Raw genomic sequence first — 25,054 nt, 5'->3', positions numbered from 1 at the left:
AGACGCCCGGACCGGTCACGGTCCGGGCGTCTTTTTCGCTACAATCCCCCCACTCAATCAACTCCTGCGGAGTGCATCATGGCAGAAGAACGCATGCGGGTGGCGGTGCTCGGGGGGGGCAGCTTCGGCACCGCCCTGGCCAGCATCGCCGCCGACAATGGGGCCGAGGTGCGTCAATGGCTGCGCGACCCGGCGCTAGCCGAGCAGATCAACCAAGAGCATGTCAACGGACGCTACCTGCCCGGCTATGCCATCAATCCAGCGGTGGTGGCCTCCACCGAGATGGCCGAGGTGCTGCCGGGCGCCGGCCTGGTGCTGGTGGCGATTCCCTCCAAGGCATTCGGCGAGGTGGTGCGACAGGCACGCACGCATCTGAGCCCCGATCAGATCCTGGTCAGCACCACCAAGGGGATCCAGGAAGAGGGCTTCAAGCTGATGAGCCAGATTCTCGAGGAGGAGACTGGTTTCCCCCATATCGGGGTGATCTCGGGGCCCAATCTCGCCTCCGAGGTGGCCGACAAGCAGCTCACCGCCACGGTGATCGCCAGCGATGATCCCGAGACCCGTACCCGGGTACAGGCGGCGCTTGGCTGTGACTACTTCCGGGTCTATGCCAGCAACGACCGTTATGGCGTTGAGCTGGGTGGGGCACTGAAGAACCTCTACGCCATCGCCGCCGGCATGGCCGCGGCCCTGGGCATGGGCGAGAACACGCGCAGCATGCTGATGACCCGGGCGCTGGCCGAGATGAGCCGCTTCGCCGTCTCCCAGGGCGCCAACCCCATGACCTTCCTGGGGCTGGCCGGGGTGGGGGATCTGATTGTCACCTGTTCATCGCAGCTGTCGCGCAACTACCGAGTCGGCTACGCCCTGGGCGAGGGACGCAGCCTGGACCAGGCGGTGGAGGCCCTGGGGCAGGTAGCCGAAGGGGTCAACAGCGTACGCCTGGTGCGCGACAAGGCCCGGGAGGAAGGGATCTACATGCCGCTGGCCGAGGGGCTCTATCAGGTACTGTTCAAGGGAGTGCCGGCCCAGGAGATGGCGCGACTGTTGATGCTGGGTGAGCAGAGCAGCGACGTGGAGTTCGTGCTGGCCCGGGAGGATGTACAGCGCGCCCACCGCGAGCAGAGTGGACCGAAACGTGATGCGGGGAGTGGTGAACATGGCTGAGCGGCTGCTGGTCATGCGCCACGGCGAGGCGGGGCCAGGGAGTCCCGACGCCGAGCGCGAACTGACCCCTCGGGGGCTGCAGCAGGTGCGGCGCGTGGCGCAGTGGCTAAGTCGCCGCGACGACCTGGCGGGCCTGCGCCTGCTGGCCAGCCCCTATCGGCGCGCCCGCCAGAGCGCCGCGGTGTTGGGGGAGTCGCTGGGTGTCGAGGTCGAGACCCTGTCGATCATCACGCCGGATGACTCACCCCACGCGGTGGCCGACTGGCTGCTCGAGCTGCCCCAGGGGCGGCCGCTGATGCTGGTCAGCCATATGCCGCTGGTGGGGGCGCTGGCCGGCGTGCTCGTGGAGGGGCGCGAGGATGGCGGCCTGGGCTTCCCCACCGCCGCCGTGGCCGAGCTTGAGGCCGATGTCTGGGCGGCAGGGTGTGCGCGGCTGGCAAGGTTTGTCACGCCGGGCGAACTGGGCTGAGTTGGGGGCAGGGCTTGGCAGAACGCGAGGGGAGCTGGGGGCTTTCCGAGAAGCCAGCTCCCAGCGATGGAGCCCTTGGCGCTCAGGGGCTAAGGCTATATCAGCCCGGCCATCTGTAGGCCGAACACCCCCAGGGTGATGGTGACGCTGGCGATCAGGGTGGTCAGTGCGATGATATTGGCGGTAAGCACGGCGTTGCCGCCCATGGCCTTGGCCATCACGAAGGCCGCCGCCGCGGTGGGGCTTGCGAAGAACAGGAACATCACCCCCAGCTCGCGCCCCTCGAAGCCGGCGAGCCAGGCCGTCGTGGTGGCAAGCACGGGGATCGTCACCATCTTCATCATGCTGGCACCGGCCGCCAGGCCCCCCGAGCGGCGAATGGCCTCCAGCGAGAGGGTGGCACCGACACAGATCAGTGCCAGCGGCAGGGTCAGGGAGGCGAAGTACTCCCCCGAGGTGATCACCCAGTCGGGCAGACCCAGCCCCGACAGTGCCACCGGCATGGCCAGGACGACCGCCAGGATCAGCGGGTTGCGCACGATCTGCATCAGCATCTGGCGCCAGTCGGTCGTGACCCCCTCCTGATGGGTGGCCAGAGCGATCACCGAGAAGGCGTTGTAGGTCAGGATCACCACACCCAGCAGCAGGCCGCCGGCGGAGAGACCGTAGTCGCCGTACATCCCCGCCGCCAGGGCCAGGCCGACAATGCCGCAGTTGCCGCGAAAGGCGCCCTGGATATAACTGCCGCGGTCGGTCAGGGGGACGCGAAGCCAGGCCCAGCCCCAGGCGAGGAGGAAGCTGCCCAGGGTGGCCAGGGCAAACACCCCGAGCATCCGCGGGTTGAGGGTCGCCTCGAGATCGGCGCGGATGATGCTCAAGAAGATCAGCGTGGGCAGGGTCGCCTTGAACACCAGCTGTGAGGCGGTGGTGACGAAGGCCGAATCGATCCAGCGGGCGCGTTTGAGTCCCAGGCCGATAAACACCATGGCGAAGACCGGCAGGGTGATCTCCAGGGTGGCCTGGAAGGTCGCCAGGGCTTCCATCACCGTAGCAACCAGAAGCCGACCAGCATGGCGGCGAGCACGGTAGCGAAGAAGAGTCGATTGCGAAGGCGGGTATCACGGGGCTTGCGGGCGGTCACGGGCGCTCCTGGTAGATGGATGTCGACTTGGCGAAACATGGTAATCCCGTTAGCCTGCTACCGCCATCCGTGCCTGAACTGCCCCGTCACAGGAAAGAGACCATGTCCACCAACACCGACCGACCCACGTTGCTGTTCGCCCATGCCAATGGCTTCCCCGGGGCCTGCTATCACAGCTTCCTGGCGCCGCTGGGGGAGCGTTTCGACCTCCATCCCGTGGATCGCCTCGGCCACCATCCCGACTTTCCGGTGGGGCATAACTGGCAGGCACTGCGTGATGAGCTGCTGAGCGTCGTGGCCCGGTTCGACGCCCCGGTGATCGGGGTGGGCCACTCCATGGGCGGCGTGCTGATGGCCATGGCCGCCGAGGCGGCGCCGGAACGCTTTCGCTGTGTGGTGATGCTCGACCCGCCGCTGATGCTGGGTATCGACGCCTGGGGAATGAAGGCTGCCAAGCGGATGGGGCTGGTGGATCGGGTGACGCCGGCTGGCAAGAGCCTGGGTCGCCGCACCACCTGGCCCGACCGGGAGGCGATGCGCCACTATCTGCGCCGACGAGGCCTGTTTCGACGGTTCACCGAGCAGGCCCTGGACGACTACATCGAGGGTGGGACTCGACTGCTCGATGACGGTCGGGCTCTGCTGACCTACGACCCCGATATCGAGGTGGAGATCTTTCGCCACCTGCCGGACCACCTGGGCGACCTGCCTCGGCGGCTGCGGGTGCCCCACGCCATCCTGGCTGGTGAGGATTCCGATCTGCTGACGCCGCGCCGCCGCCGCCGGCTGATTCGCCATGGGGTCAGGGTGAGGCTGGTGCCTGGCACCCATATGTTCCCCATGGAGCACCCTGTCGAGGTGCGCCAGGAACTGCTTGCCGCGCTGGACGAATCGCTGGGGGAGGCGTCATGACCTCGCCACGGATCCTGAGCCTGGCCGAAGGGCGCCTGGCAGGATTGGCCTGGGGCGAGCCGGAGGCCCCGCCGTGGCTGGCCCTGCACGGCTGGCTGGACAATGCCGCCAGCTTCTCGCGCCTGGCCCCCGTGCTTGCCAGCCAGCTGGGGGTGCGCATCGTCGCCATCGACTTCGCCGGCCACGGTCACTCATGGCATACCCCCGGTGACTATGCCATCTGGGACTACTGCGACGATGTGCTCGATGCGGCAGATGCCCTGGGCGCCACGCGCCCGACCCTGCTGGCTCACTCCATGGGGGCCGGGGTGGCCTGCCTGCTGGCCGCCGCCCTGCCGGAACGGGTGGCGCGGCTGGCGCTGATCGATGGGCTCGGGGCAGTGACCACTGCGGCCGAGGAGGCCCCGCGGCAGCTGCGCCGAGGCCTCTTGGGACACCGTCGCTCACCCTCGCGTCCGGCGCGCTATGCTGACGAAGAGGAGGCCGTGTTCGCGCGCGTCAAAGGGGGAGCCACACCGGTGCGTGCAGAGGCCATCCGTCCCGTGGTGCTCCGTAACCTGGAGGAGTCGGAGGACGGGCGGCTGGGGTGGCGAACCGATCCCCGTCTGGCGCGCCCCTCGCCGGTGCGATTGACCCCCGAGCAGGTGGTGGCCTGCCTGGCCGAGATCGCCTGCCCGACGCTGCTGATCGAAGGGGAGGACGGCATCCTGGGCGAGACGGAGCGGGCGCGTTCAGCTCGTGCGGCGCTGCCTGGGCTCGAGCGCCGAGTATTGACGGGTGGTCACCACCTGCACCTGGAGCCGGAGGCGGTATCGGCGGTGGCCGAGACCATTGCTAGCTGGGTGTTGAGCGGCAGGGAGCCGTCGGACAGATGAGGAGACGCAAGGATATGAACGACAGGGCGGCAGCCTCCGGTGAGCCGAAACGCGTGGCGCTGGTGCTGGGCAGTGGCGGGGCGCGCGGCTATGCCCATATCGGCGTGATCGAGGAGGTCGAGCGTCGCGGCTACGAAGTCGTGGCGGTCTCCGGTTGCTCCATGGGAGCGCTGGTCGGGGGGGTCTATGCCGCGGGGCAGTTGCCTGCCTATCGCGACTGGGTCTGTCGCCTGGACTACTTCGATGTGCTGCGGCTGGTGGATGTCTCCTGGAGTGCCATGGGCGCCATGAAGGCCAACAAGGTGATGAGCAAGCTGGAGAGCCTGGTGGGGGATACCCGCATCGAGGATCTGGCGATTCAGATGACAACCGTGGCCACCGACATGACCCACCAGCGCGAGGTGTGGTTCCAGAGCGGCCCACTGCTCGAGGCGATCCGCGCCTCCATCGCCGTCCCCGGGGTGATCACGCCGGTCCATCGTGGCCAACAGGTGCTGGTCGACGGGGGACTGCTCAACCCGCTGCCGATCACCCCCTCCGTCTCGGCGGCGGCGGACCTGGTATTGGCGGTGAACGTGACGGCCCACAGTCCGCGACCGGTGACCCTGGAGGAGTTGCTTCCTCCCGAGGCGGCGCGTCTGGAGCGCGAGGTCGCCGAAACGGCTTCGGGGAAGGAGTTCGGCGCCTGGATCGAGGAGGTGAAACGTGCCGCCGGGCGCTGGATCGATGGTCTGGGAGGAGGCTCGAATGGCTCTGAGTGGGAGGAGGGCGAGCAGGGGGAACAGAGTGAAGAGAGCAGCCGCCGCCGTCAGTGGGGGCGCCTGGACATGGCGCTGGCCTCCTTCGATATCTCCCAGGCGGCGTTGGCCAAGTACAAGGTTGCGGGGTATCCACCGGATGTGCTGATCGAAGTGCCCAAGACGGTATGTGGCGCCTATGAGTTTCATCGCGCCGAGGCGCTGATCACCCTGGGGCGCCAGCTGGCGGTGGAGGCCCTGGATCGCTACGAAGGACGTAGCCACCCGGGGTGGGGGGGGCGTGGCATCATCGTCGGGCCACGCCTGCCGGGCGACACGCGGTCGTCCGAATAACCTTCAGCGCTCGCCCCGCCGGCGCAGCAGCACATAGACGGCACCGGTGCCGCCTTCGGCCTCCACGGCCGAGCAGAACGCCAGCACACCGGGCCACTCGCGCAGCCACGCATTGACGTGGCTCTTGAGCACCGGGTAGTTGCCGTCCGTGCCCCACGCCTTGCCATGCACCACCAGCAGACAGCGGCGTCGTTCCACGGCAGTATCGCGCAGAAACCCCTCCAGCTGCTCGCGGGCTTCTTCCAGGGTGTAGCCGTGGAGGTCGAGCCCCGCCTCCCAGGCCATCTCGCCGCGCTTGAGACGGCTGCGGGTACGCCACGGCAGGTCGGGAAGGGCGAAGTCGAGATATTCCGAGGGGCGCACCGCTTCCACGCGGCCGTCCGAGGTTCGCCCGCTGGCGCTGTCGTCACCCGCTGACTGGGCGGCTGCTCGCCGTGCGGCGGCGGCGGCCTCCTCGCGGCGCGGGCGACCCGGGTCGGCGCGATTGCGCTTGATCGGCTTGACGCCGGCCTGCTGCAGGGCCTGGCGGAAGGCGCTGATCTCGTCATCGTCCAGGTGGTGGCGGTTTTGGTTCATGGGGCAGGGCTCAAGGGGCAGGGCTTATGGGCAGTATCGGCTGGGTAGCGAAGGGCGACCAGTATACCCGGCGTGGCGTGGCTGTGAACCGGTGGGCCGGGTTACAATCATTGACCCATTATTTCACGACGTTCAGGTGCCCCCTTGGCCGATCAGCACGCCCCGCGCGCGACTTCCACTCTGACGCTCACCGATGACCGGCTCGCCGCCGAGCTCCTGACCCTGCGCGACTGCCTGCGCTGGGCGGCCAGCGAGTTCCATCTGGCCGGGCTGTTTCATGGCCATGGCAGTGATTCGCCCTGGGATGAGGCGGTGGCCCTGACCCTGGGCGCGCTGCATCTCCCCTGGAATGTCGACCCGGCGGTGCTCGACGCTCGCCTGCTACCCATGGAGCGCAGTCGTATCGTCGCCCTGGTACGCAGCCGCATCGTTCATCGGCGGCCGCTGCCCTATCTGCTGGGAGAGGCGTGGTTCGCCGGCCTGCCCTTCGATGTCGACGAGCGGGTGCTGATTCCACGTTCGCCCATTGCCGAACTGGTGGAGTCGGGCTTCGACGCCTGGTTCCCCGAGGAGCCGCCACACCGAGTGCTCGACCTGTGCGCCGGCTCCGGCTGTATCGGCATCGCCACGGCGCTGCATCTGCCCACCAGTGAGGTGGACCTCGCCGATATCAGTCAGGAGGCGCTGGCGGTGGCCCGACAGAATATCAGTCGTCATGATGTCGGCGCCCGGGTGAGAGCAGTGGCATCGGATCTGTTCGATGCGCTTCCCGGCCGCTATGACCTGATCGTCTCCAATCCACCCTATGTGGATGCCCGGGATCTGGCCATCATGCCCGCCGAGTTCCGCCACGAGCCTGCGCTGGCACTGGGATCCGGCGCGGACGGGCTGGATATCACGAGGCGTATCCTGAGCGAGGCTCGTGAACACCTGACCGAGCGCGGCGTGCTGATCGTCGAGGTGGGCAATTCCGATCACCATCTGGAGGCGGCCTTCCCCGAGGTGCCCTTCCTGTGGCTCGACTTCGAGCGCGGTGGCCAGGGGGTGTTTGCCCTGACTGCCGATGAACTCGACGCCCATGCGGCGTCCTTCGCCTGATTCACCGACTTTCGATCACTCGAGGAACGCCCATGTCCGGCAATACCTTCGGCAAGCTGTTTACCGTCACCACCTTCGGCGAGAGCCATGGCCCGGCGCTGGGCGCCATCGTCGACGGTTGCCCGCCTGGCCTGCCGCTCAGCGAGGAGGACCTTCAGCGCGACCTGGATCGTCGTCGCCCCGGCACCTCGCGTCATACCACCCAGCGTCGCGAGCCCGATCGGGTGCGTATCCTCTCGGGGGTCTTCGAGGGGCTGACCACCGGTACCGCCATTGGCCTGCTGATCGAGAATACCGATCAGCGCTCCAAGGACTATTCGAAGATCAAGGACCAGTTCCGCCCGGCCCATGCCGACTACAGCTATCATCACAAGTACGGTATCCGTGACTACCGCGGTGGGGGGCGCTCCAGCGCTCGTGAGACCGCGATGCGTGTGGCCGCCGGGGCCATCGCCAAGAAGTACCTCGCGTCTCGGGGCATCACCGTTCGCGGCTACATGAGCCAGCTTGGCCCCATTGAGATCGCCTTCAGGAGTTGGGAGGCGGTGGAGGCCAATCCCTTCTTCTGTCCCGATGCCAGTCGTGTCGAGGAGCTCGAGACCTACATGGATCAGCTGCGCCGCGACCAGGACTCGGTAGGGGCGAAGATCACGGTAGTGGCCGAAGGGGTACCGCCGGGGCTCGGCGAGCCGGTGTTCGACCGGCTCGACGCCGAGCTGGCGCATGGTCTGATGAGCATCAATGCGGTGAAGGGGGTGGAGATCGGTGACGGCTTCGCCGCCGTGGCCAGCCGTGGCAGCGAGCACCGCGACGAGATGACGCCCGAAGGCTTCCTCTCCAACCATGCCGGCGGTGTGTTGGGCGGTATCTCAAGTGGACAGGCGATCATCGCGCACCTGGCGCTCAAACCGACATCCAGCATTACCACCCCGGGGCGCAGCATCGATATACAGGGCAATCCGGTGGAGGTGATTACCAAGGGGCGCCATGACCCCTGTGTGGGCATTCGGGCCACGCCGATCGCCGAGGCGATGATGGCGCTTACCCTGATGGATCACCTGCTGCGTCAGCGTGGCCAGAACGCCGATGTCAGCGTCGAGACCCCGACACTGCGATGAAGACGCGTTGACGACCATCTCGTTGAGGGCAGGCCAGGATAGGCTGCTACACTGCGAGGCAGACCAACGGACAGGGCTGACACCATGAAGATCAACGTCGAGTTTGACCTTACCCCCGATGAGTTTCGCCAGGCATTGGGGCTGCCGGATGTGGCGGCCTTCCAGAAGGATCTGCTGGATCGGATCCAGAAACAGATGGAGTCCGGGGTAGAGGGCTATGACCCGATGAGCCTGATGCAGCCCTTCCTGCAGCAGACCGGCATGGGGCAGGGCATGACCCAGGGACTATCGCAGGGCTTGTCTCAGGGGCTCTCCCAGGGGCTGTCCAGCTTTGGTACCTATCAGCAGATGATGCTCGACATGCTCAAGCAGGCCGGTCAGCCCGCCGCTCAGTCCGAGCCCGAGGAGGGGACGGACAGTCGTGCGACCAAGACCGGTAGGGACAGCGAAAAGGCCGATGCGGGTTCCAGGAGTGCTTCCGCCAAGACCAGCAGCGGCAACTCCTCAAGCCGTGCCAAGTCCGCCAAGGGGGCCGCGAGCGCCCGTTCGCGGACCAAGCGCGACAGCTGATGCAAACCGCCATGCTGTTATAAGCCCCAGGTCTTGTCTCATCTCGACGTCATGGCCCATGCAGCATGGTCTTGCAATACGGTCTTGCAACTTGGTCTTGCAATACGGTCTTGCAATACGGTCTTGCAACACTGCTGGAGCCAGACTAGTCTTTGTGCAGTGCAACATGGCTGGGTGAGCCACTCGCCTAACACCACCCTTCGGGAGGATGTGTCATGCAGGACAAGATGATCGAGAATTTCAACGAACAGACTCGTCAGCTCTTCGAGCCGATGCGCAAGCTCAACTCCCTGATGCTGAACAACATGGAGAAACTCTCCCAGTATCAGATGGAATCATTGAAGCGCTACAGTCAGATGGGCACCGAGCGCATGCGGGATGCCAGCGAGGTTCAGGATGCCGACAGCCTGCGTGATTTCGGCACCCGCCAGGCCGAGATGATGAACGAGCTCTCTCAGCAGATGATGGCGGACGCCAAGGCGCTCTCCGAGATGAGCCTGGAGTTCAAGGCCGAGATGGAGAAGCTCTTTACCGAGCAGGCCAAGGCCAAGGCCATGGGCGAGGCTACCAAGCAGGCGTCTGCGGCGGACAGCGGTGAGCCGGCCAAGTCGAAATCCTCACGGGGTGGCTCCAGCAAGAGCTGAGAACAGTTGTTCAGTCGCTGTCACCCGGCGCAATTCGGCTCCTCGCGGGGCCGCTGTCCGATCCGCCGCCCTCTCTGTGTGAGGGTGGCGGTGCATGTTATCTGATGTCGGCATGACATGGCCGACGGACCAGGAGGGTTCAATGCAGCCAGGGGTTCAAGCACCGACACAGGCCGAGCTGGAGGCGTGGAATGCCCAGCTTCAGCAGATCGGCGAGGAGTATCGGCATTTGATGGGCGACCTGCTGGAGCGCATGGTGCCCAGCGATGCCGCCGATTCGGTCTATGGGGACATGCGGGAGAGCTTCCAGGCGGCGGCCGAGTCGCTGATGAGCAATCCGCCACAGCTCTGGCAGACCCAGGCGCGGCTGATGCAGGATCAGGTCCAGTTATGGCAGAACGGGCTGCGGGCCATGGCGGGCGAGCAGGTCGAGCCGCTGGTAACGCCGAACAAGGGCGATCGCCGCTTCAAGGATGAGGCCTGGACCAGCGACCCCTACTATCTGGCGATCATGCAGCAGTATCTGCTCTTCTCGCGCCTGGTCGAGGAGCTGATCGATGGCCTGGACCTGCCCACCGAGCAGAAGAGCCGGCTGGGGTTCTATGCCCGCCAGATGGTCAATGCCATGTCGCCCACCAACTTCGTTGCCACCAATCCCGAGGTGATGCGCAAGACATTGGAGACCCGGGGCCAGAACCTGGTCGATGGCCTGGCTCGCCTGCGCCAGGACCTGAGCAACTCCGCCGAGGGGCTCAATGTCTCCATGACCGATCGCAGCGCCTTCGAGGTGGGCAAGAACATCGCCGTGACGCCTGGTTCGGTGGTTTATGAGAACGAGCTGATCCAACTGGTCCAGTACGCCCCCACCACCGAGCAGGTCTACAAGACGCCCCTGCTGGTCGTTCCGCCCTGGATCAACAAGTACTACATCCTCGATCTGCGCGAGGACAACTCTTTCGTCAAGTGGCTGGTCGGTCAGGGGCACAGTGTCTTCCTCATCTCCTGGCGCAACCCGGGACCGGCCCAGCGCGACCTGACCTGGGCCGACTACATGCAGCTGGGCCCCATCGCCGCCATCGAGGCGATCGAACAGGCCACCGGCGAGAAGTCGGTCAACCTGCTCAGCTACTGTGTTGGCGGCACCCTGGCAGCCTCCACCGTGGCCTATCTCACCAGCACTCGCCGTGGACGCCGGATCAAGTCGGCTACCTACATGACGACGCTGCAGGATTTCCGTGACCCGGGCGAGATCGGCACCTTCCTCAGCGAGCCGGTGCTTGAGGGCATCGAGGCGAAGATGGAGCGTGACGGCTATCTGGATGGTCGCGTGATGGCCTTCAGCTTCAACCTGCTGCGCGAAAACGACCTGTTCTGGTCCTTCTACATCAGCAACTACCTGAAGGGCGATGTGCCGGCTCCCTTCGACCTGCTCTACTGGAACACCGACGGCACCAACCTGCCGGCGGCAACCCATGGCTGGTACCTGCGCCATATGTATATGGAGAACAGGCTGGTCGAGCCCGGTGGCATCGAACTCGACGGGGTCAAGATCGACCTGCGCAAGATCTCCACGCCCAGTTACTTCCTCTCGACTCGGGAGGACCATATCGCCAAGTGGAACAGTACCTACTACGGGGCGCTGCTGCCCAAGGGGCCGGTGACCTTTGTGCTGGGTGGATCGGGGCATATCGCCGGGGTGGTCAACCCGCCGCACAAGAACAAGTACGGCTACTGGACCAACGATTCGTTGCCCGAGACCCACGAGGAGTGGCTGGCCGGCGCCGAGCAGCACGAAGGCTCCTGGTGGCCCCACTGGCAGGCGTGGGTGACCGACAATGGCTATGTCGATGCCAAGAAGATGGTGGCGGCACGCCAGCCCGGTGATGGCGAGCTCTCCATCATCGAGCCGGCGCCGGGACGCTATGTCAGGATGACCATCCCCGAGGTGCTGGGCGAAATCCCGACTTCGTCGGAAGCCTGAAGCTGTAACTTGGACTTTAAGCTATAAGCTGGAAGAGTCTCGCCCCCGTAGCTTTTGCTACGGGGGCGATTCGTTGGGCGCATCACCGACCGACCTGGGAGGGCACGTTGCAGGAGGAGTGCTCCCCATCGGGTCAGGCGCCCGGTGGTGACTTCGTCCACTGTGTGCTTTCGCCGGGAGGCCTTCGGCCTCCTTCGCGAGGCAGAGCCTCCCTCCTACTGCTTGCGGCGCAGCCGCAGACCGGGCAGCACCATCAGGGCGGCGAGCAGCCAGGTGGGCCAGCTGCCGGTGCGGGTGAAGGGGGTGAGCCCCTGCATGGGGATCGCCTCGCCGCCAAGGCTGGTCATCTCGAACTGGGGAGCCCGCGTGGTGATACGCCCGTGGGCATCGATGATGGCGGTGACGCCATTGCTGGTGGCACGAATCACGTAGCGGCCGTTCTCCAGGGCGCGTAGCCGGGCCATCTGCAGATGCTGCAGGGGGCCGATGGAGCGGCCGAACCAGGTGTCGTTGGACACCGTCAGCAGCAGCGCCGCCTGGCGCGCCTGGGCGGCGACGCGATCCGGGTAGATGATCTCGTAGCAAATGGCGTTGCCAATGGTGGTGCCGGCGGCTCTGAGCGGCGCCTGGCCTTCCGGCCCGGGGGTCATGGCCGGCATCGGCAGATTGAAGAAGGCGATGGTATCGGCAAGCAGGCTCTCCAGGGGCAGGTATTCGCCGAAGGGCACCAGACGCGTCTTGCGGTACTCCCCCTCGACATCACCCAGGCCGATCACACTGTTGTAGTAGAGTCCGGCGTCGTCACGCTGCAGGATGCCGGTGAGCAGGGCGGTGCCGGGGGCAAGATTGGACTGCACCCGCTCGAGAATGGGTCGCGCTTCGCGCTCGAACATTGGCAGGGCTGCCTCGGGCCAGATGATCAGGTCCGGGGCGTCGTCGCCGTGTGCTCGGGTCAGCGCGCTGTAGCGATTGGCGGCCTCGCGCTGGCCGGCTGGGGTCCACTTGATGGCCTGATCGAGGTTGCCCTGCAGCAGCGCCACGCGCAGCGGCTCACCGGCGGGGCTCGTCCACTGGGCGTGCAGTGCCATGGGGGCAAGCCACAGGACGGCGACAGGGAGCGCGGCCCACCAGTGTCGACGGAGCAGCTCGACGCCCAGGGTGCCGGTCAGCACGGTGATCAGTGACAGCAGATAGACCCCGCCCACCGGGGCCCAGGGGGCGAGAGGCGAGTCCACCTGCGAGGTCCCAAGCAGCAACCAGGGAAAGCCGGTGAACAGCCAGGTACGCAGCCACTCGCCCAGAACCCAGGCGCCGGCAAAGCTGAGCCAGGCCAGACGCGGGCCGGTGAGGCGGCGATAGAGCCACAGGGTCACGGCGGGGAAGAGAGCCAGCCCCGCGACGAACAGCGTGGTGAGGAACAGCGCCAGCGGGATGCCGGTATAGCCATAGTCGTGGATCGATACATAGACCCAGGAGGCGCCGGAGCCGAACAGCCCGAGACCATAGCACCAGCCGCGCAGGGCGGCCTGGGCGGGTGTCAGGGTGTGGATACCCAGATAGATGAGTCCCGCGGCTACCGGGCCCAGCCACCACAGTTCGAAGGGTGAAGCGGTAAGGGTGGTAAGAACACCGGCCGCGGCTGCCAGCAGGCAGCCGAGGGGAGTGGGGAGGCGAAACGCTGGCATCTTGGCCCTCCGTGGCAGGCGCGTCAGTCGTTGTCGTCGAGAGCGTCGTCGGGGTTGCAAGGTTCGGCTTCCAGTAGCCGGATGCGACGATTGTCGGCATTCAGTACCGTGAAGCGCCAGCCACCGATGATGGTATGCTCACCCCGTGCCGGCAGGTGGCCGAAGCGCTGCATCACCAGGCCGCCGAGGGTGTCGAACTCCTCGTCGGAGAAGTGTGTCTCGAAGCGCTCGTTGAACTCCTCGATGGGGGTCAGGGCGCGGATGGCGTAGCGTCCCTCGCCCAGATCGCGAATATCCTCCTCGTCGTCGGCATCATGCTCGTCCTCGATCTCGCCGACGATCTCCTCGAGAATATCCTCGATGGTCACGATGCCGGCGGTACCGCCGTACTCATCGACCACGATCGCCATATGGTTGTGCGTGCTCTGAAACTCCTTGAGCAGGCTGTTGAGACGCTTGGATTCCGGTACGAACAGCGTCGGCCGCACCACCTCCTCGAGGCGGAAGGGCCTGCCGCTCTCCTGGCCGTTGCGCAGCAGCGGCAGCAGGTCCTTGGCCAGCAGGATCCCCTTGACCTCATCGAGGTTCTCGCCGATGACCGGGTAACGGGAGTGGCCGGTCTCGAGGATCACCGGCAGGTACTCATCCAGCGGCTGGTCGATGGCGATGGCCGTAACCTGGGAGCGCGGAATAAGCACCTCGCGAACCTGCTGGTCGCTGATCTTCAGCGCCCCCTCGATGATCATCATGGCATCCTGCTCGAGCTTCAGGCGGCCTGCCGCCTGGCGCAGGAACTCCAGCAGCTCGTCTCGTGAGCTGGGCTCGTCACTGTCGCTGGAGAGCGCCCCCAGCAGTTTCTCGATCCAGGAACGGTTGCCCTGGCCACTCGATCGATCTTCGCTCATGAATCGGCTCTCTCGTCCTCGGGTGCGATCCGATAAGGGTCGGTGATGCCAAGCTCGGCCAGGATCTCGCGCTCCAGGGCTTCCATGGCCTCGGCCTCGTCATCCTCCAGATGATCGTAGCCGAGCAGGTGCAGCGTACCGTGAACCACCATGTGAGCGTAGTGGTCGCCTAGTGCCTTGTCCTGCTCGGCGGCCTCGGCCACCACCACGGGATGGCAGACCACCAGGTCGCCGAGCAGCGGCAGGGTAACGCCGGGCGGGTTCTCGAAGGGGAAGGAGAGTATGTTGGTGGGCTTGTCGCGACCGCGATAGTCGCGGTTCAGCGTCTGGCTCTCCGCCGTGTCCACCAGGCGCACGCTGAGCTCGCTCTCATCCTCCACCACATGGCGCGACAGTACCGCGCCCACCCAGGCCTCCAGCTCGGCCTGGCTCGGCAGGCCCTCGGCCTCGAGGGCGACCTGGCGATCGACCCGAGGAGACGTCATGACTCGCCCCGCTCGCGACCGAGACGCTCCTGGCGCTCCTGACGCAGGGTCTCGCGCTCCTGTTCCCGAGCCTCCTTGCGGGCGCGCTCGGCGGCCTCCTGCTCGGCCTCGAAGCTATCGTAGGCCTCGATGATGCGCTGCACCAGGGGGTGGCGAACCACATCCTTGGCGGCGAAGTGGGTCACGCCGATGCCGGGTGTCCCCTTGAGCACCTCGAGGACCTGAATCAGCCCCGAGCTCTGGCCACGGGGCAGGTCGACCTGGGTGACATCGCCGGTGATCACCGCGGTGGAGCCGAAGCCGATACGAGTCAGGAACATCTTCATCTGTTCGCGGGTGGTGTTCTGGCTCTCGTCGAGGATGATGAAGGCATTGTTGAGGGTGCGCCCGCGCATATAGGCCAGCGGGGCGATCTCGATTACCTGGCGCTCGATCAGCTTGGCTACCTGCTCGAAGCCGATCATCTCGTAGAGGGCGTCGTAGAGCGGACGCAGGTAGGGGTCGATCTTCTGGGCCAGGTCTCCGGGCAGGAAGCCGAGTTTCTCGCCGGCCTCCACCGCCGGGCGTACCAGCAGGATGCGGCGAACCTCCTGTTGGTTGAGGGCCTCCACCGCCGCGGCGACCGCCAGATAGGTCTTGCCGGTGCCCGCCGGGCCGATGCCGAAGTTGATGTCGTGGGAGCGGATGCTCTGCACATAGCCCTGTTGATTGAGGCCGCGTGGCTTGATCAGGGTACGTGGGGTGCGGATCAGCACCTCGGCGCCATCGGCATCGCCCTCATCCTCCTCGAGCGCCTGCTGACCGGACTCCTGCAGGAAGAGGTGCACGGTATCCGGCTCCAGGTCACTGGCCTCGGTCTCGCGGTAGAGGTGTTCGAGCACGTTGGCGGCGGCCTTGACCCGATGGATGGGCCCGGCCAGCTGGAAGATGTTGCCGCGGTTGCGCAGGGTGATGCCCAGACGGGACTCCACCAGCTTGAGGTTCTCGTCGCGCTGGCCACAGAGATTGGCCAGGCGGCGCGGGTCGTTGGGTTCGAGGGTCAGAGTGATGATGCGGTTGGCCTGGGAGGCTGTCTGGCTCAAGGCGGGCGGATCCCCTGGAAGATGAGTGTGGAGTCAGCATACTGCCGCGGCGGCCGCCGCGGCAATCATTGGTCGAGCAGAGACGACGGGTCTCAGTAGATCGCCGGGGAGACCAGCTCGCCACGCAGCGAATTCGGCAATGCCTCGCTGATTTCGACGTCGACGAAATAGCCGATCAGCTCGGTGGGGTTGGGGGCACGGAAGTTGACCACCCGGTTGTTCTCGGTACGGCCGGAGAGCTGACCCGGGTCGCGTGGCGCGAAGCCGGTGACCAGGATGCGCTGGGTGGTGCCCACCATGCGTCGGCTGATCTGCATGGCCTGTTGGTTGATGCGTTCCTGAAGGATCGCCAGGCGCTGCTTCTTGACGCTCTCGGGGGTGTCATCCTCGAGGCTGGCCGCCGGTGTGCCGGGGCGTGCCGAGTAGACGAAACTGAAGGAGTGGTCGAAGCCGATGCGATGAATCAGGTTCATGGTGGCCTCGAAGTCCGCCTCCGTCTCGCCCGGGAAGCCGATGATGAAGTCCGAGGAGAAGCTGATGTCGGGGCGTAGCGCGCGAATGCGCTCCAGTTTCTCGACATACTCCTCGACGCCATGGCCGCGCTTCATGGCGGCGAGCACGCGGTCGGAGCCGGCCTGTACCGGCAGGTGCAGATGGCTGACCAGCTCTGGAATCTCGCCATAGGCCTCGATCAGGCTGTCGGAGAACTCCACCGGGTGAGAGGTGGTGAAGCGAATGCGGTCGATGCCTTCAACGGCCGCCACGCAACCGATCAGCTCGGCCAGGTCGATCTCATCACCCAGCTGGTTCAGGCCCCGGTAGGCGTTGACGTTCTGTCCCAGCAGGTTGATCTCGCGCACGCCCTGGTCGGCCAGGTGAATGACCTCGTCCATTACCGCCTCGAAAGGCCGCGAGACCTCCTCGCCCCGGGTGTAGGGCACCACGCAGAAGGTGCAATACTTGGAGCAGCCCTCCATGACCGAGACGAAGGCGCTGGCGCCGTCGGAGCTGGGCTTGGGAAGGTGATCGAACTTCTCGATCTCCGGGAAGGTCACGTCGACGACCGAGATCTGGTCCTGCTGGCGCGAGTCGAGCATGGAGGGGACCCGGTGCAGGGTCTGGGGCCCGAACACCATATCGACATGGGGCGCGCGCTTGCGCAGCGCCTCGCCTTCCTGACTCGCCACGCAGCCGCCCACACCGATCACCAGATCGGGGTTGTTCTCCTTGAGCTTCTTCCAGCGTCCCAGCTGATGGAACACCTTCTCCTGGGCCTTTTCGCGGATCGAGCAGGTATTGAGCAGGATGACATCCGCCTCCTGCTCGTCGTCGGTGAGTTCGAGACGGTGAGATTCGCCGAGCAGATCCGCCATGCGGGCGGAATCGTACTCGTTCATCTGGCAGCCGTGTGTCTTGATGAAGAGTTTCTTCGCCATAAAAGTAGGGGTCGTGGCGCCAGGCGCCCGACGTCTGTCACCGGTGGGTTCTGGGGTGCGCGGCGCTCTGGCTCAAGTTCGCCGGAGGCACGGCAATGGATGGCGGTGGCCGCCTGGGCCATCGTTGAAAACAGCCCTATATTATACGTGCCGTGACCGCAGGGAGCCAGCCCGGTGCCGGGCGGCACGAGTGTGCTAACCTAGCGACCCCCGGCTGGATAGCACCGGGGCCTGGGACCTGAAGAGCGTTCGATGAGTCGGATGACACTGGTCATGCACTGACCAGCAGCCGTCGAGCCAAGGTGTGGCGGGGGCAGCGGACGACTTTCCCACGGTTGTCCCGGGGGTTGTCCACAGAAGCTGTGCATAACCCTTGCGGACAGCTGGTGGGCTGTCACCTGTGTGTGGAGGTGGCGTCAGTTATCGCCTCCAGGGCCTTGGGCATCGCAGCGCTTCCCCGCCAGGGCACCACCTTCAGGATGTTTCCAGGAAACACCTTTCAGTCAGGACGCTTCAGGCAAGGACTCTACAGTCAGGATCATGGCATGACGAAACACCACAGCACACGAACCGGTCTGGGCGTATGTCTGGGCACCCTGCTAGGCCTGCTGGCGCTGCCGCTGGCGGCTCAGGAGCAGAGCGACACCGTCTGGGTCTCCGACTCGCTGACCACCTATGTACGCAGCGGTCCCACCGACGGCTACCGCATCGTCGGCACCCTTGCCGCCGGCGAGCCTGTCGAGCGACTGGAGACCAGCGGCGACTATACCCGTGTTCGAGGTCCCGGCGGTGATGTCGTCTGGGTGCTTAGCCGCGAGATCCAGGAGGTGCCCAGTGCTCAGGTTCGCCTGCCCGAGCTTGAGCAGCGGGTGGCCGAGCTCGAGGCCGAACTCGACGGCATCGATGAGGCGTGGGAGCAGCGCACGGCTGCGTTGCGAGAGACCCTCGAGGTTCGCGAGGCGCGGGTTGCCGAGCTGGAGTCACGTAACCATCAGCTGGATAGCGAAGCCGAGCACTCCCGCCAGACGGCGCGTGAACTGGAGGCTCGCCTCAATACCCAGGAGGAGGACCTGCTGATGCGCTACTTCATGTATGGCGGCGGCGTGGCCGGTGCCGGCCTGCTGGTTGGCCTGATCGTTCCTCATCTGCCGCGCCGCCGTCGCAAGCGCGATCGCTGGTTCTAAGCCGTCATGGTGAATGAATGGCTGACCCGCTGGCGCGAAGGGCGTATCGGTTTCCATCGCGCCGCGCCGCACCCTGTCCTGTGCCACCACTGGCCGCTGCTGGGGGTGAGCCCCGGGGTCAAGGTGCTGGTGCCGCTATGCGGCAAGAGCCACGACATGCGCTGGCTGGGCCATCGCGATCATCCGGTGCTGGGTATCGAGCTGGCGCCCCAGGCGGTCGAGCAGTTTCTCGCCGAGGGGAGCGAGCCCGTTTCCCGCTACCACCAGGTGGGGTTCGAGATAAGTCGCCAGGCCAATGTCGAGCTCTGGTGCGGGGACTTCTTTCACTTCCATATCGAGCAGGCGGCCGAGGTCGGTGCCTTCTATGACCGTGCCGCGTTGATCGCCCTGCCACCCGCCACCCGCCAGCGCTACGCCTTCCATCTGGCGCAGCTGATACCCCCGGGGGCCAGCGGGCTGCTTATCGGCCTTGAGCGTGCGGCCGGAGAGGAGCGGTACGGGCCGCCATTTCATGTGCCGGAAGAGGAGGTGCGGGAGCTGTTCGAGCCCAACTTCCGGATCACGTTACTGGAGAGAGGCACCCCGGAGCCGGGCAGCGGCTTCCGGGAGCATGTCTGGGCCATGGTGCGCCGAGGTCCCGTCGAGTGACCCCTCAGCGGGCCAGCACGCGGCCCAGCTCCGGGTCACGGAAGGCCCGGTTCAGGCCGTCGACGAGCAGGTCGTTGACCATGCGGGTATTGCTCTCCTGGTCCGGCCGTACGGCGTAGCTCTGGGTGCGTCGTGAGGTGTAGGTGCCGGTGTAGGTGGTACCGCCATTGGTCGCCTCGGCCACCAACACGGCCTCCAGGCGTGACTCGCCGATCACGGGCCGGCTCTTGCCGCGCTCGTAGCCCAGATGATCGAGTGTCAAGGTCAGGTGGGGGCGGCCTTCGGCACGCTGGGTGGTAGGGGTAAAGCCCATTTCCTGCACGGCTCGCTCGGCCTCGCGCTGCAGTTTCGGCATCAGCTCGTGAGCATGGACGGTGATCGTGGCCGTGGACATGGCGCTGCCGGTACGGGTGCCGATCACCTCGCCGTCACGTCCATCCGCGGCGATCACCGAGACGGCCTGGCCATTGCCGGCGACCGGTACCGCGGCGCTGTGCTTGGGGTCGAGCTGCAGGGTCTGGGGGCTGGTGCAGCCGGCCAGCCAACCGGCGGCGACCAGGGCCAGGGAGAGGCGAAGAAAGCGTCGACGCAGCATGGGGAGCTCCCGTCCAGGATGAATGTCGAAGCGCAGTATAGCGCCCTCGAGATCACTCAGGGTACGTCCTTGCCTCCTCGATTACACTGTTGGTACGCCCAGCAGGAGCCGTGTGATGATTCGCCCCGCCACCGCCGAGGATATCCCTCTGCTTGCCGATATCTGGCTGCGTGCCTCGATGCGCGCCCACGACTTTATCCCTGAGACCTTCTGGGTATCTCGCGCCGAGCTGATGGTGCAGGAGCGGCTGCCTCAGGCCGAGGAGGTCACGGTGCTCGAGGTGGAGGGCAGGGTAATCGGCTTCACCGCCCTCGATGGCGACCATCTGCAGGCGCTGTTCATCGATCCCAGGGTGCAGCGCTATGGCCATGGCTCACGGCTGATGGCCCATGCCATGGCCGGTCATCAGCGCCTCACCCTGAGTGTCTATTCGCGGAATGTGCGTGCCGTCTCCTTCTACCACCGTCTGGGGTTTCATGCGGTGGAGGAGCGCCTCGAGCCACTGACCGGGGAGAACGAGACCCTGATGGTCTGGGATCGATAGGCCCTGGGTATCTGCGACCTGCCGGGCGGGACCACTGATCGTTCGGCATGGCCGGTACCCGTTCGGCGCGGCCTATCCGGAAGCATCGGGGGAGGGCAATAGAAGAAGAGCTAATAGAAGGGAGGAGTAGAAGGAGGGGAATAGAAGGCGGCCTAGGACGCACGGCTGAAGCGGTAGCGAAGTCTGGGCAGTGTTCGGGCGACCGGCGGCAGACGGGTCGCCATGACCAGCGCGGCTGCTACGGCATAGGCCGCCCACTCCCTGAGGTCGGCGCGCACCACCCAGAAGAAGTGCAGCAGGACCAGACCCAGGATGGAGTACGAGAGCTTGTGCAGCGACTTCCAGCGCTTGCCGAGTCGACGCATCGACCAGCGGTTCGAGGTCACGCCCAGCGCGACGAGACCGATCAGGGCCAGCATGCCGACGATGATATAGGGGCGCTTGACCACTTCGCTGCCCAGCATGCCCCAGTCGAGCCCCAGGATGAACAGGGCGTAGCTGAGCAGGTGCAGGGTGGCGTAGGCCAGCGTCCAGAGGCCCAACTGACGGCGGATCAGCGCGAAGCCCTTCCAGCGGGTGAGCTTGGTGAGTGGCGTCAGGCTCAGGGTCAGCAGCAGCATCCACAGCGCGCCGAGACCGAGATTCAGCAATAGATAGCGACCCGGCTCGGGGCCGGCGGCGTTACTGGCCACCTGCCAGCCCCAGCTCACCAGTGGGGCCAGGGCCGCCAGAAATACCCCCAGGCGCCAGAGCTGCCAGCGATTCGGAGTGGCCATCAGGCGGTTCGAGATGGCCATCAATAGTGCGTCCGCAGATCCATACCCGCGTATAGCTCGGCCACCTCGTCGGCATAGCCGTTGAACATCAGGGTATCGATGGTGTTGGGGCTGAACAGGCTGTTGGGCAGCCGGCGCTCGGTGGCCTGGCTCCAGCGGGGGTGATCGACCCGGGGGTTGACGTTGGCGTAGAAGCCATACTCTTCCGGCGCGATCTGCTGCCAGGAGTTGAGCGGCTGCTCCTCCACCAGCGAGATGCGCACGATCGACTTGATGCTCTTGAAGCCGTACTTCCAGGGCACCACCAGGCGCAGGGGAGCGCCGTTCTGGTTGGGCAGCTCGCGGCCGTACATGCCCATGGCGAGCAGGGTGAGCGGGTGCATGGCCTCGTCGAGGCGCAGCCCCTCCACGTAGGGCCAGTCGATCAGCGAGAACGCGGAGCGCTGCCCCGGCATCTGCTCGGGGTCGACCAGGGTCTCGAAGCGCACATATCTGGCCCTGCTGGTGGGTTCCGCGCGCCTGATCACCTCGGCGAGGGGGATGCCCAACCAGGGAATCACCATCGACCAGGCCTCGACGCAGCGCAGGCGGTAGATGCGTTCCTCGAAGCGTGAGGGGCTGGCAAGATCCTCCAGGGCGAAGCGGCCGCCGTTGTTGACCTCGCCATCGATCACCACGCTCCACGGCTGGGTCTTCAGGCTGCCCGCCCGGCGCGCGGGGTCGGCCTTGCCGGAGCCAAACTCGTAGAAGTTGTTGTAACCGCTGGCATCGTCGAAGGGGGCCAGCGTGTCCTTCTCGGAGTTGGCGGGGGTAACCGCTTTCCAGTGAGTATCGTCGATCTTCTTCTTCAACCAGGCCGGCCCGTTACCCTCGGGTACATCCGCATAATTGGCACCGGCGTGGGCCGGGCCGCCAAGGGCAAGCCCCGCCCCCAGTCCCGCCATGCCCCCCATGAAACGGCGACGGGAGAGATAGACGGACTCCGGTGTCACATCGGAGTCGCGCAGATCATGCGGTTTGGCGATCTTGATCAGCATCGTGGGCCTCGGCTGGGCTGGCTGAGAGAGGGCGAGAGCCGGTGGCATCAATGGGCGTCGGGCTGGGCGTCGGGGACTGTCCGGTACACCGTATCGCGCGGACTCCTGACATCAGAGAGATGACAGCGTGAAAAGTTCATGCGGGAACGGTCGGCGGCCCCGTGGGAGGAGGGGGCTGTCCGCCGCGGGCGCTCGGCGGACAGAGGGCGTCATCAGGCCGTGATGGCCTGACGCTGTGGGGTGTCTTCGGCACTGAAACGGTGCCAGTGGCGTGGAATGGCATACAACCGCTGACCACGCGTAAGAGCCAGGCGCTCGTAGTCGGCGTGGCGTATGGTGGCCAGCCAGGGCTCGACCAGCCAGTCTGCGGCGACCTCGATGCGCACCTCGGCACCCACCGGGGAGATGGCGGTGACGGTGACGGGCAGCTGGGCCTCCGGCGTGGGCGCCTCTGCCAGACGCACTTCATGAGGCCGCAGCAGCAGTTCCTGATGGCCATCGGGAAGGTCCACCGCCAGCGTCGCCTCGCCGCAGGTCAGGGTGCCGCCACGCACCTCACCCTCCAAATGATTGACGTCGCCCAGAAACTCGAACACGAAGCGGTTGGCCGGTGTGCGGTAGAGCGCATCCGGGGTATCGATCTGTTCGATGCGGCCATGACTCATCACCGCCACACGGTCGGAGAGCTCCAGTGCTTCTTCCTGATCGTGGGTCACGAACAGACTGGTGAAGCCGAGTTCGTCGTGAAGCTGGCGCAGCCAGCGGCGCAGCTCCTGGCGGACCTTGGCATCCAGGGCACCGAAGGGTTCGTCGAGCAGGAGCACGTCGGGGCGCAGGGCCAGGGCCCGGGCCAGGGAGACCCGCTGCTGTTGGCCGCCGGAGAGCTGGGCCGGATAACGCCCGGCGAAGCGTTCGAGCTGGACCATCTCCAGCAGGCGATGGACCCGGGCGCGAATTTCGCCACTGGAGGGCCTCTCTCGCCGTGGCAGCACGGTCAGGCCGAAGGCGACATTATCGAACACCGTCATATGGCGGAACAGCGCGTAGTGTTGGAAGACGAAGCCGATGCGGCGGTCGCGGACATGCACGTCGGTGACGTCGCGGTCGCCGAACAGGATGCGCCCGGCCGGGTCGCGGTCCGGCGACTCGAGGCCGGCGATGATGCGCAGCAGGGTGGTCTTGCCCGAGCCCGAGGGGCCGAGCAGGCCGACCAGCTCGCCGTCGGCGATCTTCAGATTCACCGGTTCCAGGGCGCGCCCACCGGCCTGGCCGGGGCTACCCTTCCCTTTGTGACCCTTCCCTGTATGACCAAAGTGCTTGGCGATATCGGTTAATTGGATGCTCATGGGGTAACCTCCAGGCGCGCGGTACGCCATTCCAGGCCGGCCTTGGCGGCCAGGGTGAACAGGGCGATCAACGCCAGCAGGGCGGCGCTGGCGAAGGCGCCCACGGCGTTGTAGTCCTGATAGAGCTGCTCCAGATGCAGGGGTAGGGTCATGGTCTGGCCACGGATGGCCCCGGAAACGACCGAGACGGCACCGAACTCACCCACTGCCCGGGCGTTGGTCAGCACCACGCCGTAGAGCAGTGCCCAGCGGATATTGGGCAGGGTGACAAGGCGAAAGATGGTCCAGCCCGGTGCCCCCAGGGTCACGGCGGCCTCCTCCTCGCGGGAGCCCTGGGCCTGCATCAGCGGGATCAGCTCCCGGGCCACGAAGGGACTGGTGACGAACACCGTCACCATCAGAATGCCCGGCCAGGCGAACATCAGCTGGATATCGTGGGCGTCGAGCCAGCCACCGATCCAGCCGTTGCGGCCATAGAGCAGCAGGTAGATGAGCCCGGCCACCACCGGCGATACCGCAAAGGGAATGTCTATCAGCGTCTGCAGCAGGCGCCGCCCGGGGAAGTCGAAGCGGGTCACCAGCCAGGCCAGGGCCACCCCGAACACCAGGCAGATGGGGATGGTCAGGACGGCGATAAACAGGGTCAGGCCGATCGCCGCCAGGGTGTAGCGGTCGCTGATATTGTGCCAGAACACCCCGACACCCTGGGAGAAGGCCTGGGCGAAGATGGCCGCCAGCGGCAGCAGCAGGAACAGCGCCGCCAGCAACACGGCGGCGGTGATCAGGGCGCGGCGCACCGCGGGGGCATCACCGATACGTTGCATCAGCCACGTCCTCCATGGAGCCGCTTGATGAAGTGCCCCTGCCAGATATTGATCACCAGCAGCAGGGCGAGGGAGACGGCCAGTACCACCGAGGCGATCGCCGAGGCGCCGGCATAGTCGTACTCCTGAAGCTTGACGAAGATCATCAGCGCGGTGATCTCGGTCTCGAACGGGGCATTGCCCGCAATAAAGATGATCGCGCCGAATTCGCCCAGCGAGCGGACGAAGGCGAGCCCGGTGCCGGTGACCAGTGCCGGCCACAAGTAGGGCAGGATCACGCGGCGAAAGCCGGTGGCGTCCGAGGCGCCCAGGGTCATGGCGGCTTCATCCACCTCGTGGGGCAGGTCCTCCAGCACCGGCTGTACCGTGCGCACCACGAAGGGGATGCTGGTAAAGGCCATGGCCAGGGCGATCCCGACCCAGGTGTAGGCTACCTTGAGGCCGAGTGGCTCGATCAGGCCGCCGACCCAGCCGTTGCCGGCGTAGAGGGTGGCCAGGGTGATGCCCGCCACCGCCGTGGGCAGCGCGAAGGGCAGGTCCATCAGGGCATCGAGCAGACGCTTGCCCGGAAAGTCGTAGCGTACCAGCACCCAGGCCAGCAGCAGTCCGAACACGGCATTGGCCAGTGCCGCCACCGCGGCGGCGCCGATGGTGACCGTGTAGCTGGCCACCACCCGGGCATCGCTGATGATCGCCCAGTATTCGGCGAGGCTGAGTCCCTTGAGCTGGCCCACCAGGCCGGTCATCGGCAGCAGCAGCACCAGCGACACGAAGGTCAGGCTGATGCCCAGCGATAGACCGAAACCAGGCAGCACGCGGCGACGTGACAGGCGGAGGGCCAGGGAGCTCATCGATCGTTCCT

26 protein-coding genes are annotated in these 25,054 nt (G+C 66.0%); 13 read left to right on the top strand and 13 right to left on the bottom strand.

What is annotated here, in order from left to right; all coding sequences use genetic code 11:
* The first annotated feature begins 78 nt into the window (after positions 1 to 78).
* Entirely contained in the window at positions 79 to 1,170 is a 1,092-nt protein-coding gene (locus GRB80_RS07930) for an NAD(P)H-dependent glycerol-3-phosphate dehydrogenase (RefSeq protein ID WP_132043247.1), read from the top strand.
* Positions 1,163 to 1,639, top strand: a complete 477-nt coding sequence (gene sixA / locus GRB80_RS07925; protein WP_161423177.1) for a phosphohistidine phosphatase SixA — start codon at positions 1,163 to 1,165, stop codon at positions 1,637 to 1,639. Before GRB80_RS07930 ends, sixA begins: the two co-directional genes overlap by 8 nt.
* Before the next feature lie 95 nt (positions 1,640 to 1,734).
* On the opposite strand, the gene GRB80_RS07920 is transcribed toward sixA, so the two are convergent.
* Complete coding sequence (locus GRB80_RS07920) at positions 1,735 to 2,682, bottom strand: AEC family transporter (protein WP_161424272.1); 948 nt, start codon at positions 2,680 to 2,682, stop codon at positions 1,735 to 1,737.
* A gap of 200 nt (positions 2,683 to 2,882) precedes the next feature.
* Between GRB80_RS07920 and GRB80_RS07915 the strand changes: the two genes are divergently transcribed.
* The 3 genes from GRB80_RS07915 to GRB80_RS07905 are packed head-to-tail and all read left to right on the top strand — an operon-like array spanning position 2,883 to position 5,658.
* Entirely contained in the window at positions 2,883 to 3,692 is an 810-nt protein-coding gene (locus tag GRB80_RS07915) for an alpha/beta fold hydrolase (protein WP_161423176.1), read from the top strand.
* Positions 3,689 to 4,567 carry an alpha/beta fold hydrolase gene (locus tag GRB80_RS07910; RefSeq protein ID WP_161423175.1) on the top strand — a complete coding sequence of 293 codons (879 nt, stop codon included), beginning with the start codon at positions 3,689 to 3,691 and terminating at the stop codon, positions 4,565 to 4,567. Before GRB80_RS07915 ends, GRB80_RS07910 begins: the two co-directional genes overlap by 4 nt.
* A gap of 14 nt (positions 4,568 to 4,581) precedes the next feature.
* Positions 4,582 to 5,658 (top strand): patatin-like phospholipase family protein, encoded by a 1,077-nt coding sequence (locus tag GRB80_RS07905; protein ID WP_132043239.1) that lies wholly within the window; start codon positions 4,582 to 4,584, stop codon positions 5,656 to 5,658.
* Between the two features lie 3 nt (positions 5,659 to 5,661).
* On the opposite strand, the gene GRB80_RS07900 is transcribed toward GRB80_RS07905, so the two are convergent.
* Positions 5,662 to 6,234 carry a Smr/MutS family protein gene (locus tag GRB80_RS07900; RefSeq protein ID WP_161423174.1) on the bottom strand — a complete coding sequence of 191 codons (573 nt, stop codon included), beginning with the start codon at positions 6,232 to 6,234 and terminating at the stop codon, positions 5,662 to 5,664.
* A gap of 144 nt (positions 6,235 to 6,378) precedes the next feature.
* On the opposite strand from GRB80_RS07900, the gene prmB reads away from it, so the two are divergent.
* The 5 genes from prmB to phaC all read left to right on the top strand — a co-directional run bounded on the left by prmB (position 6,379) and on the right by phaC (position 11,645).
* Positions 6,379 to 7,332: a 50S ribosomal protein L3 N(5)-glutamine methyltransferase gene (prmB, locus tag GRB80_RS07895; RefSeq protein WP_161423173.1), complete on the top strand. Its 954-nt coding sequence runs from the start codon at positions 6,379 to 6,381 to the stop codon at positions 7,330 to 7,332.
* Between the two features lie 32 nt (positions 7,333 to 7,364).
* Entirely contained in the window at positions 7,365 to 8,450 is a 1,086-nt protein-coding gene (aroC, locus tag GRB80_RS07890; RefSeq protein WP_132043233.1) for a chorismate synthase, read from the top strand.
* 84 nt (positions 8,451 to 8,534) lie between these two features.
* Entirely contained in the window at positions 8,535 to 9,020 is a 486-nt protein-coding gene (locus GRB80_RS07885; RefSeq protein ID WP_161423172.1) for a hypothetical protein, read from the top strand.
* A 215-nt stretch (positions 9,021 to 9,235) separates the two neighbouring features.
* The gene (locus GRB80_RS07880) at positions 9,236 to 9,664 is read left to right on the top strand and encodes a phasin family protein (RefSeq protein ID WP_161423171.1); all 429 of its coding nucleotides are present in this window, start codon (positions 9,236 to 9,238) and stop codon (positions 9,662 to 9,664) included.
* Positions 9,665 to 9,806: 142 nt separating this feature from the next.
* Positions 9,807 to 11,645, top strand: coding sequence for a class I poly(R)-hydroxyalkanoic acid synthase (gene phaC, locus GRB80_RS07875; RefSeq protein ID WP_161423170.1), 1,839 nt, complete (start codon positions 9,807 to 9,809; stop codon positions 11,643 to 11,645).
* A gap of 215 nt (positions 11,646 to 11,860) precedes the next feature.
* Here phaC and lnt read toward each other — a convergent pair whose 3' ends face one another.
* From lnt to miaB, 5 genes are all read right to left on the bottom strand, one after another.
* Positions 11,861 to 13,330 (bottom strand): apolipoprotein N-acyltransferase, encoded by a 1,470-nt coding sequence (lnt, locus tag GRB80_RS07870; RefSeq protein ID WP_161423169.1) that lies wholly within the window; start codon positions 13,328 to 13,330, stop codon positions 11,861 to 11,863.
* A gap of 23 nt (positions 13,331 to 13,353) precedes the next feature.
* Positions 13,354 to 14,235: an HlyC/CorC family transporter gene (locus GRB80_RS07865; protein WP_132043223.1), complete on the bottom strand. Its 882-nt coding sequence runs from the start codon at positions 14,233 to 14,235 to the stop codon at positions 13,354 to 13,356.
* Positions 14,232 to 14,720, bottom strand: coding sequence for an rRNA maturation RNase YbeY (ybeY, locus tag GRB80_RS07860; RefSeq protein WP_161423168.1), 489 nt, complete (start codon positions 14,718 to 14,720; stop codon positions 14,232 to 14,234). The genes GRB80_RS07865 and ybeY overlap by 4 nt, the downstream gene beginning before the upstream one ends.
* Positions 14,717 to 15,802, bottom strand: a complete 1,086-nt coding sequence (locus GRB80_RS07855; RefSeq protein WP_132043220.1) for a PhoH family protein — start codon at positions 15,800 to 15,802, stop codon at positions 14,717 to 14,719. Before GRB80_RS07855 ends, ybeY begins: the two co-directional genes overlap by 4 nt.
* A 92-nt stretch (positions 15,803 to 15,894) precedes the next feature.
* A complete protein-coding gene (miaB, locus tag GRB80_RS07850) occupies positions 15,895 to 17,238 on the bottom strand; it encodes a tRNA (N6-isopentenyl adenosine(37)-C2)-methylthiotransferase MiaB (RefSeq protein ID WP_161423167.1) in 1,344 nt (447 codons plus the stop codon).
* Between the two features lie 545 nt (positions 17,239 to 17,783).
* On the opposite strand from miaB, the gene GRB80_RS07845 reads away from it, so the two are divergent.
* Both GRB80_RS07845 and GRB80_RS07840 read left to right on the top strand, forming a co-directional pair.
* Positions 17,784 to 18,422, top strand: coding sequence for a TIGR04211 family SH3 domain-containing protein (locus GRB80_RS07845; RefSeq protein WP_161423166.1), 639 nt, complete (start codon positions 17,784 to 17,786; stop codon positions 18,420 to 18,422).
* Between the two features lie 6 nt (positions 18,423 to 18,428).
* Positions 18,429 to 19,070: a class I SAM-dependent methyltransferase gene (locus GRB80_RS07840; RefSeq protein WP_161423165.1), complete on the top strand. Its 642-nt coding sequence runs from the start codon at positions 18,429 to 18,431 to the stop codon at positions 19,068 to 19,070.
* 4 nt (positions 19,071 to 19,074) lie between these two features.
* On the opposite strand, the gene GRB80_RS07835 is transcribed toward GRB80_RS07840, so the two are convergent.
* On the bottom strand, positions 19,075 to 19,665 hold the full coding sequence (locus GRB80_RS07835; protein ID WP_161423164.1) for a YajG family lipoprotein: 591 nt from the start codon (positions 19,663 to 19,665) through the stop codon (positions 19,075 to 19,077).
* Between the two features lie 115 nt (positions 19,666 to 19,780).
* Between GRB80_RS07835 and GRB80_RS07830 the strand changes: the two genes are divergently transcribed.
* Complete coding sequence (locus tag GRB80_RS07830; RefSeq protein ID WP_161423163.1) at positions 19,781 to 20,209, top strand: GNAT family N-acetyltransferase; 429 nt, start codon at positions 19,781 to 19,783, stop codon at positions 20,207 to 20,209.
* Positions 20,210 to 20,361: 152 nt separating this feature from the next.
* Here GRB80_RS07830 and msrQ read toward each other — a convergent pair whose 3' ends face one another.
* From msrQ to cysT, 5 genes are all read right to left on the bottom strand, one after another.
* Positions 20,362 to 20,985: a protein-methionine-sulfoxide reductase heme-binding subunit MsrQ gene (msrQ, locus tag GRB80_RS07825; protein WP_161424271.1), complete on the bottom strand. Its 624-nt coding sequence runs from the start codon at positions 20,983 to 20,985 to the stop codon at positions 20,362 to 20,364.
* Between the two features lie 20 nt (positions 20,986 to 21,005).
* Positions 21,006 to 22,022, bottom strand: a complete 1,017-nt coding sequence (gene msrP / locus GRB80_RS07820) for a protein-methionine-sulfoxide reductase catalytic subunit MsrP (RefSeq protein ID WP_161423162.1) — start codon at positions 22,020 to 22,022, stop codon at positions 21,006 to 21,008.
* Positions 22,023 to 22,234: 212 nt separating this feature from the next.
* Positions 22,235 to 23,368 carry a sulfate/molybdate ABC transporter ATP-binding protein gene (locus GRB80_RS07815; RefSeq protein ID WP_161423161.1) on the bottom strand — a complete coding sequence of 378 codons (1,134 nt, stop codon included), beginning with the start codon at positions 23,366 to 23,368 and terminating at the stop codon, positions 22,235 to 22,237.
* Complete coding sequence (gene cysW / locus GRB80_RS07810; protein WP_161423160.1) at positions 23,365 to 24,192, bottom strand: sulfate ABC transporter permease subunit CysW; 828 nt, start codon at positions 24,190 to 24,192, stop codon at positions 23,365 to 23,367. The genes GRB80_RS07815 and cysW overlap by 4 nt, the downstream gene beginning before the upstream one ends.
* Positions 24,192 to 25,043: a sulfate ABC transporter permease subunit CysT gene (gene cysT, locus GRB80_RS07805; RefSeq protein WP_161423159.1), complete on the bottom strand. Its 852-nt coding sequence runs from the start codon at positions 25,041 to 25,043 to the stop codon at positions 24,192 to 24,194. Before cysT ends, cysW begins: the two co-directional genes overlap by 1 nt.
* Positions 25,044 to 25,054: the final 11 nt, after the last annotated feature.

This window comes from Halomonas icarae (genome assembly GCF_009901955.1).
Classification (GTDB): Bacteria; Pseudomonadota; Gammaproteobacteria; order Pseudomonadales; family Halomonadaceae; genus Halomonas; species Halomonas icarae.
The sequence above is the reverse complement of the archived record's forward strand: the minus strand, read 5'-3'. Positions and strand labels throughout refer to the sequence as shown.

What these genes read in the sequence shown, in the direction of transcription:
- GRB80_RS07930 (WP_132043247.1), top strand. Translation starts at nt 79, where the DNA reads ATGGCAGAAGAACGCATGCGGGTGGCGGTGCTCGGGGGGGGCAGCTTC.
- sixA (WP_161423177.1), top strand. Translation starts at nt 1,163, where the DNA reads ATGGCTGAGCGGCTGCTGGTCATGCGCCACGGCGAGGCGGGGCCAGGG.
- GRB80_RS07920 (WP_161424272.1), bottom strand. Translation starts at nt 2,682, where the DNA reads ATGGAAGCCCTGGCGACCTTCCAGGCCACCCTGGAGATCACCCTGCCG.
- GRB80_RS07915 (WP_161423176.1), top strand. Translation starts at nt 2,883, where the DNA reads ATGTCCACCAACACCGACCGACCCACGTTGCTGTTCGCCCATGCCAAT.
- GRB80_RS07910 (WP_161423175.1), top strand. Translation starts at nt 3,689, where the DNA reads ATGACCTCGCCACGGATCCTGAGCCTGGCCGAAGGGCGCCTGGCAGGA.
- GRB80_RS07905 (WP_132043239.1), top strand. Translation starts at nt 4,582, where the DNA reads ATGAACGACAGGGCGGCAGCCTCCGGTGAGCCGAAACGCGTGGCGCTG.
- GRB80_RS07900 (WP_161423174.1), bottom strand. Translation starts at nt 6,234, where the DNA reads ATGAACCAAAACCGCCACCACCTGGACGATGACGAGATCAGCGCCTTC.
- aroC (WP_132043233.1), top strand. Translation starts at nt 7,365, where the DNA reads ATGTCCGGCAATACCTTCGGCAAGCTGTTTACCGTCACCACCTTCGGC.
- GRB80_RS07885 (WP_161423172.1), top strand. Translation starts at nt 8,535, where the DNA reads ATGAAGATCAACGTCGAGTTTGACCTTACCCCCGATGAGTTTCGCCAG.
- GRB80_RS07880 (WP_161423171.1), top strand. Translation starts at nt 9,236, where the DNA reads ATGCAGGACAAGATGATCGAGAATTTCAACGAACAGACTCGTCAGCTC.
- phaC (WP_161423170.1), top strand. Translation starts at nt 9,807, where the DNA reads ATGCAGCCAGGGGTTCAAGCACCGACACAGGCCGAGCTGGAGGCGTGG.
- lnt (WP_161423169.1), bottom strand. Translation starts at nt 13,330, where the DNA reads ATGCCAGCGTTTCGCCTCCCCACTCCCCTCGGCTGCCTGCTGGCAGCC.
- GRB80_RS07865 (WP_132043223.1), bottom strand. Translation starts at nt 14,235, where the DNA reads ATGAGCGAAGATCGATCGAGTGGCCAGGGCAACCGTTCCTGGATCGAG.
- ybeY (WP_161423168.1), bottom strand. Translation starts at nt 14,720, where the DNA reads ATGACGTCTCCTCGGGTCGATCGCCAGGTCGCCCTCGAGGCCGAGGGC.
- miaB (WP_161423167.1), bottom strand. Translation starts at nt 17,238, where the DNA reads ATGGCGAAGAAACTCTTCATCAAGACACACGGCTGCCAGATGAACGAG.
- GRB80_RS07845 (WP_161423166.1), top strand. Translation starts at nt 17,784, where the DNA reads ATGACGAAACACCACAGCACACGAACCGGTCTGGGCGTATGTCTGGGC.
- GRB80_RS07840 (WP_161423165.1), top strand. Translation starts at nt 18,429, where the DNA reads ATGGTGAATGAATGGCTGACCCGCTGGCGCGAAGGGCGTATCGGTTTC.
- GRB80_RS07835 (WP_161423164.1), bottom strand. Translation starts at nt 19,665, where the DNA reads ATGCTGCGTCGACGCTTTCTTCGCCTCTCCCTGGCCCTGGTCGCCGCC.
- GRB80_RS07830 (WP_161423163.1), top strand. Translation starts at nt 19,781, where the DNA reads ATGATTCGCCCCGCCACCGCCGAGGATATCCCTCTGCTTGCCGATATC.
- msrQ (WP_161424271.1), bottom strand. Translation starts at nt 20,985, where the DNA reads ATGGCCACTCCGAATCGCTGGCAGCTCTGGCGCCTGGGGGTATTTCTG.
- msrP (WP_161423162.1), bottom strand. Translation starts at nt 22,022, where the DNA reads ATGCTGATCAAGATCGCCAAACCGCATGATCTGCGCGACTCCGATGTG.
- GRB80_RS07815 (WP_161423161.1), bottom strand. Translation starts at nt 23,368, where the DNA reads ATGAGCATCCAATTAACCGATATCGCCAAGCACTTTGGTCATACAGGG.
- cysW (WP_161423160.1), bottom strand. Translation starts at nt 24,192, where the DNA reads ATGCAACGTATCGGTGATGCCCCCGCGGTGCGCCGCGCCCTGATCACC.
- cysT (WP_161423159.1), bottom strand. Translation starts at nt 25,043, where the DNA reads ATGAGCTCCCTGGCCCTCCGCCTGTCACGTCGCCGCGTGCTGCCTGGT.